This is a genomic window from Dietzia sp. B19, from assembly GCF_014145155.1.
GTDB classification, from domain to species: domain Bacteria; phylum Actinomycetota; class Actinomycetes; order Mycobacteriales; family Mycobacteriaceae; genus Dietzia; species Dietzia natronolimnaea.
In genome coordinates, this window is record NZ_JAALED010000556.1 from 317 (window position 1) to 5,883 (window position 5,567).

A 5,567-nucleotide genomic window follows, 5' to 3' on the forward strand; every position below is an offset into this window, starting at 1 on the left:
AGACGCTCCGCGTGGCCGAGGACGCGCTGCCCCGCTACGTCTCCGGCGTGCTCGCCCGCCTACAGGAGGTGTGGGTGTCCGGCCAGATCGCGGACCTCAAGTCCAAGGTCCAGCGGATGAGTCCGGCCGCCGACCCGGAGGGGTACTCGGCGCTGTTCGGCGACCTCGTGGCGTTGGAGGAATACCGGCGCGGACTGCTCGAGCAGGCCGTGGGCGCCACGCCCGACATCGCCTGAGCTCGCGATTTGGTCCGATGGTCGCCCTCGCACTAAGGTGAGTTCTCGGTGTCCGACGTGCTCGTCGGTCACCGGCAGCAATCCCCCATAGCTCAATTGGCAGAGCATTCGACTGTTAATCGAAGGGTTTCTGGTTCGAGTCCAGATGGGGGAGCAGTAGATCAGGCCGGAGGAGACACTCCTCCGGCCTGATCCGCATTTCGGGGTTAGCCGGGCTGGAGTGTCCGGAAGTCGCCGCGGTCGAAGTCGACGCGGAACCGCCTGGAGACGATCCGCCAGCCCGCGGGGGTCCTGGTCCACAGGTCGGAGTACTCGCCGAAGCACTCGTAGCTCAGTCCGGCCTGGTCTCCCGTCCCGAGGTGAAGCACCCGCGCGTACGTCAGACTCCTCGCCCGGTCCTCGTCTCCGTCGAGCGCGAGGTGCACCCTGTGGTTGCCCAGCAGATGCTGGGAGGGGCCACACCCGCCGAGGTGGTCCCGCACCGTCCGGACGATCTGCTCCCGACCGGCCGCCCCGTACCCGGTCGCGGATTCGGTGAACAGCTCTCCCAGCCCGTCCCAGTCGCGGGTGTCCAGAGCGGTGGCGATGTCCGCCATCCGCTCGATGATCTGGTCCCTGTCACTGCTCATCACCTTTTCCTAGCAGGGATCGCCGGGCGATCTCAGCCTTCGTCGTTAACCTGGCGCCATGACCGACGCCGAAGTCACCCTCTCGACCGGCCGCGTCCGTGGGACCGAGCTCGGTGACGTCGTCCGCTTCTACGGCATCCCGTACGCCGAGGACCCGGTCGGCGAGCTGCGCTTCGCCTCCCCGGTCCGTAGAGCGCCGTGGGACGGGGTCCGTGATGCGACGAGGCCCGCCGCCACCGCCCAGAGGCTGAGGTTCGACCCGGACCCGGCGATCCCCGAGCCGATCGTCGCGGGCACCGACATCCTGCACGTGGACGTGTGGGCGCCGGCGACGGGTTCCGGGCACCCGGTGATGGTGTGGATCCACGGGGGCGGCTGGGAATCGGGGTCGTCCCATCAGCCGTGGTTCGACGGTGCGACCTTCGCCCGCCGGGGGATCATCGTGGTCTCGGTGGGCTACCGCCTGGGTGTCGAGGGCTTCACGCCGTTCCCCGACGCCCCGGACAACCGCGGGATGCTCGACTGGATCGCCGCCCTCGAGTGGGTCCGGGACGAGATCGCCGCGTTCGGCGGAGATCCCGACAGGGTGACGGTCACCGGGCAGTCGGCCGGCGGGGGAGCGGTGCTGTGCCTGTTGGGTTCACCGCCGGCGGCAGGGCTGTTCCACGGGGCGATCGCGGCGTCACCGGCGGTCCTGCGGGCCCCGGCGACCCGCCCGCCCAAGGGGATCACCGCGGAGGAGCTGGCGGCCGGGGGACGTGGCGCCGTGGACGAGTTCCATCGGCGCCTCCGGCGCGAGAACCAGTTCACGCTCCCGTTCCGTCCGGTGGTCGGAGGCGAGACGGTCCCGGCCCCTCCCCTCGAGGCGGTCGCCGCAGGCCCTTCAACGAGCGTCCCGCTGCTCATCGGTTCCACCGCGACGGAGTTCGAGGCCGTCTCGGACAAGCTCCCGGGTCCGGCGCTGGTGCCGGGGGCCGCGTTCATGGCGGTGTCCCAGCAACTCCCCAGGCAGGGGCTCAGGGCGCTGGCCCGGCAGTCGAACGGCCGGTCTCTGCGACGGAGCGTGGGCGCGGTGATCGACGCGGCCGCGATCCACTCCACGGTGGCCCGCGCAGCCGAGACCAGGGTGGCCGCCGGCGACCCGACGTGGGTGTACGACTTCTGCTGGACCGGGGGAAACGGGCCCAGGCACTGCGCCGACCTTCCGTTCTTCTGGGCCGTCCCGGACGGGGAGAACGTGGAACGCTATCTCGGTGCCCCGCCGCCGGCGGGTCTGGTCGAGGGGATGCACGACTCGTGGGTCGACTTCGTGACCACCGGCGATCCGGGTCATCCCGCCTATGAGTCGCCCGAGCGGCTGGTCATGGCATGGGACGACCCGCCCTCGCAGGTCGCCGACGGACTCTCGGCAGTGCGTGCCGTCTGGTGGCCGGAGGACCGGTGAGGGGTCTTGCTACGATTGCGCGGCACGTGCCGGTGGATGCTCCCGGCGCGTGCGGGGGGCTATAGCTCAGTTGGTTAGAGCCGCGGACTCATAATCCGCTGGTCGCGGGTTCGAGCCCCGCTGGCCCCACCATCACGACGCCGATGCGCCGACCACCCCGGGTCAGTACGCCAGACCCATCCGCAGCGCTCCGACCGCCTCCGAGAGCGCGGCGCGCGCGAGCGGGGTGGCGCCGACGGCGTTGACGAACGGGTGGACCATCGTGGAATGCCGGCGCAGCGAGACCTTGACGCCGGCGTCGGCCATCTTCCGCGCGTACGCCTCGCCCTCATCGCGCAGCGGGTCGAACCCGCCGGTGGCGACGTGCGCCGGGGGCAGGCCGGAGAAGTCCTCGGCCAGCAGCGGGGAGGCCCGCGGGTCGAGGCGGTCGTCGTCGGAACGCAGGTAGGTGTTCTCGTAGAAGTCCATGTTCTTCCCCGTGAGGAAGAAGCCCTCGCCGAACAGCTCGAACGAGCGGGTCCGCGTCGACATGTTGGTCGCGGGGACGAACAGCAGTTGGAAGTCGGGGGTCTTCTCGCCGGCGTCGCGGGTCTGTTGACACACGACCGCCGCCAGGTTCCCGCCCGCGCTGTCGCCGCCCACCGCGATGCGCGTCGGGTCGACCCCGAGGGACCCGGCGTTGTCCCGCACGTACCGGAACGAGGCCAGGGCGTCCTCGGCCGCCGTGGGGAAGAGGAACTCGGGGGCCAGACGGTAGTCCACGCTGAGAACCTTGAGGCCGCCCATCCGCGCGATGTACCGGCAGGTCGCATCGTGGGAGTCGATGCTCCCGAGCACCCACCCGCCGCCGTGGAAGAACACGAGCATCGGCAGCGCTTCGTCGCCGTGGACGGGGGAGTACAGGCGGGCGGGCAGGTCGGCCCGGGCGGTCTCGTCGCCGGGCTGATCCGTTCCGGCGAGCGGGAGGACGAGGTCCTTGACGACGGCGAGGTCGATCCGGTTCCCCGAGACGGTGTACGCCGACCGCTCCACCGTCTGGCGTGCCTGTTCGACCGGCATGTCCTCGTACTCGCCCTCGGACAACAGGGACATCACCCGGACCCCGGCCTGGAAATGCGGGTCCAGCACCTGGCCGTCGATCCTCCGGGGGGCGCCACCTGCCAGCTGGATGACCGGACCGGGTAGAGAACCAGAGGCGGTCATGGCCGCCTTGGTGAGGCGGTCGGCGATCGAGGGGCGGAAAGTCCTGTGTCCGGACATCGGTGAGCGCATTGCCACATTGTGCCGAGGATGGAGAGGATGATCGGGGAGAATCGACGAAGGGACTGGTCATGCGTTCAGATTCGGACCCGGTGGTGCACGTCGAGGGCCTGGTCAAGACGTTCGGCGCCACCCGGGCGCTCGACGGCCTGGACCTCGACGTCCGCCGCGGCGAGGTACACGGCTTCCTGGGGCCCAACGGTTCCGGGAAATCCACCACCATCAGGATCCTGCTGGGTCTGATGCGGTCCGATTCGGGACGGGTGACCCTGTTCGGCCGCGATCCGTGGCGCGATGCGGTCGACCTCCACTCCAGGCTGGCGTACGTCCCGGGGGAGGTGACGCTGTGGCCCCGCCTGACCGGCGGCCAGTGCATCGACATACTGGGACGAGCGCTGGGGGGACTGGACCCGGCACGCCGCGACCAGCTGATCGAACGCTTCCGCCTGGACCCCACCAAGCGCACCCGTGACTACTCCAAGGGGAACCGGCAGAAGGTCTCACTCGTGGCGGCCCTGGCGTCCGGCGCCGAACTGCTCGTGTTGGACGAGCCCACCTCCGGTCTGGATCCGCTGATGGAGCAGGTGTTCCAGGGCTGCGTCCGGGAGGCCGTCGACGGTGGTTCCACCGTGCTGCTCTCCAGCCACATCATGGGTGAGGTCGAGGCGCTGGCCGATCGGGTGAGCATCATCCGCGACGGCCGCACGATCAGCTCGGGCACCCTGGGCGACCTGCGCCGCCACACCACCACGGAGGTCCACGCCGTCACCGACACCGATCCCCGCGCACTGGAGACCGTGGGCGGGGTCGACGGTCTGCGGTTGGAGCGCTCCGGGGACGGGCGGTTCGACGTCCGCTGCCACGTGCCGGCAGAGCGGCTCGCCGAGGTCACGGGGATCCTGCACGCGGCCGGCATACACACCCTCACCGCCACCCCACCCAGCCTGGACGACCTCTTCCTCTCCGCCTACTCGGGCGCGGGGGCCGCAGGGGGACCCGCAGAGGCGGGCACGACCCCCGGCGGGTCGCGGTGAACTCCGCATTCGCCGGCACAGGCCTGCTGGCCCGGATCGACCTGCGGACGGGGTGGCGCTCCGCCGCCGCGTGGGTCCTCGGGCTGGTCGCGCTGTATCTGCTCACCGCCGTCTCGATAGCGGCCCTGTACGACACGCCGGAGAAGCTCGCCACCTACTCCGCCTCCCTGGGCGAGGCGATGGTGATGCTCAACGGACGTATAGCGGGGCTCGACACCCTGGGTGGGGTCATGATGAACGAGTACGCGTTCATCGCCTCCTTCGCGATCCCGATCATGGCGATCGCCCTGACCGCTCGGTCCACCCGCCGGGAGGAGGAGACCGGCAGGACGGAACTCCTCCTGTCCGCCCGGACGGGTCGGCTCGCCCCGGTCACGGCGGCCCTCGTCGTCGTCGCCGGCGTGTTCCTCCTCCTCGGCGCCGGAATCTGGGCGTCGACGCTCGCCATCCCGGTCGACCGGACCGGGGCCGCGCTCTACGCGGCGTCGATCGTCGCCACCGGATGGGTGTACGCCGCTGCCACTGCCGTGTTCGCGCAGGTGGTGGCCCACAACCGCACCGTGTGGGCGACGGGCATGACCTTGGCCGGACTCACCCTCGTCCTGCGGGGGATCGGGGACACCAACGAGAACTGGGTGAGCTGGACCTCCCCCCTGGGGTGGCACGGGTTGGTCCGGCCGTTCGGGGACCCCTCCGCACTCCCGCTGGTGGTGGCCGTCGTGACGGCCGGAGCTCTGTCCGCCGCCGCCCTGTGGCTCTCCGGCCGCCGCGATGTCGGCGCCGGGTTGGTGCCGGCCCGGACGGGCTCGGCCACGGCGTCGAGGTGGCGGGCGTCCGAGCTCGGCGTGGCGGTACACCAGCACCTCGGTGCGTTCATCGGATGGACGGTCGGGGTCGTGGCGCTCATGACCATGTACGGCGCCCTGATGAACGTCGTGGTCGAGGCGATCATGTCCAACCCCGA

The 5,567-nt window shown here is 70.7% G+C and carries 4 protein-coding genes, 2 tRNA genes and 2 pseudogenes; 6 read left to right on the plus strand and 2 right to left on the minus strand.

Annotation, left to right across the window (positions count from 1 at the left end; genetic code table 11):
• Both G6020_RS17270 and G6020_RS15160 read left to right on the plus strand, forming a co-directional pair.
• Positions 1 to 236: pseudogene (locus tag G6020_RS17270) on the plus strand (DNA primase); the annotation flags it as partial.
• Between the two features lie 81 nt (positions 237 to 317).
• A tRNA-Asn gene (locus tag G6020_RS15160) sits at positions 318 to 390 on the plus strand.
• Positions 391 to 442: 52 nt separating this feature from the next.
• Here G6020_RS15160 and G6020_RS15165 read toward each other — a convergent pair.
• Positions 443 to 865 carry a nuclear transport factor 2 family protein gene (locus G6020_RS15165; protein WP_182611191.1) on the minus strand — a complete coding sequence of 141 codons (423 nt, stop codon included), beginning with the start codon at positions 863 to 865 and terminating at the stop codon, positions 443 to 445.
• 58 nt (positions 866 to 923) lie between these two features.
• Here G6020_RS15165 and G6020_RS15170 point away from each other — a divergent pair, with 58 nt between their 5' ends.
• Positions 924 to 2,309, plus strand: coding sequence for a carboxylesterase family protein (locus G6020_RS15170; protein ID WP_182611192.1), 1,386 nt, complete (start codon positions 924 to 926; stop codon positions 2,307 to 2,309).
• 55 nt (positions 2,310 to 2,364) lie between these two features.
• Positions 2,365 to 2,441: transfer RNA gene (locus G6020_RS15175), tRNA-Ile, on the plus strand.
• Positions 2,442 to 2,471: 30 nt separating this feature from the next.
• On the opposite strand, the gene G6020_RS15180 is transcribed toward G6020_RS15175, so the two are convergent.
• A complete protein-coding gene (locus tag G6020_RS15180) occupies positions 2,472 to 3,581 on the minus strand; it encodes an alpha/beta hydrolase (RefSeq protein WP_241730530.1) in 1,110 nt (369 codons plus the stop codon).
• A gap of 59 nt (positions 3,582 to 3,640) precedes the next feature.
• Here G6020_RS15180 and G6020_RS15185 point away from each other — a divergent pair, with 59 nt between their 5' ends.
• The gene (locus G6020_RS15185) at positions 3,641 to 4,603 is read left to right on the plus strand and encodes an ABC transporter ATP-binding protein (RefSeq protein ID WP_179524983.1); all 963 of its coding nucleotides are present in this window, start codon (positions 3,641 to 3,643) and stop codon (positions 4,601 to 4,603) included.
• Positions 4,600 to 5,567 (plus strand): annotated as a pseudogene (locus tag G6020_RS15190) (hypothetical protein); the annotation flags it as partial. The gene G6020_RS15185 and the pseudogene G6020_RS15190, both read left to right, overlap by 4 nt.

What these genes read in the sequence shown, in the direction of transcription:
- G6020_RS15165 (WP_182611191.1), bottom strand. Translation starts at nt 865, where the DNA reads ATGAGCAGTGACAGGGACCAGATCATCGAGCGGATGGCGGACATCGCC.
- G6020_RS15170 (WP_182611192.1), top strand. Translation starts at nt 924, where the DNA reads ATGACCGACGCCGAAGTCACCCTCTCGACCGGCCGCGTCCGTGGGACC.
- G6020_RS15180 (WP_241730530.1), bottom strand. Translation starts at nt 3,581, where the DNA reads ATGCGCTCACCGATGTCCGGACACAGGACTTTCCGCCCCTCGATCGCC.
- G6020_RS15185 (WP_179524983.1), top strand. Translation starts at nt 3,641, where the DNA reads ATGCGTTCAGATTCGGACCCGGTGGTGCACGTCGAGGGCCTGGTCAAG.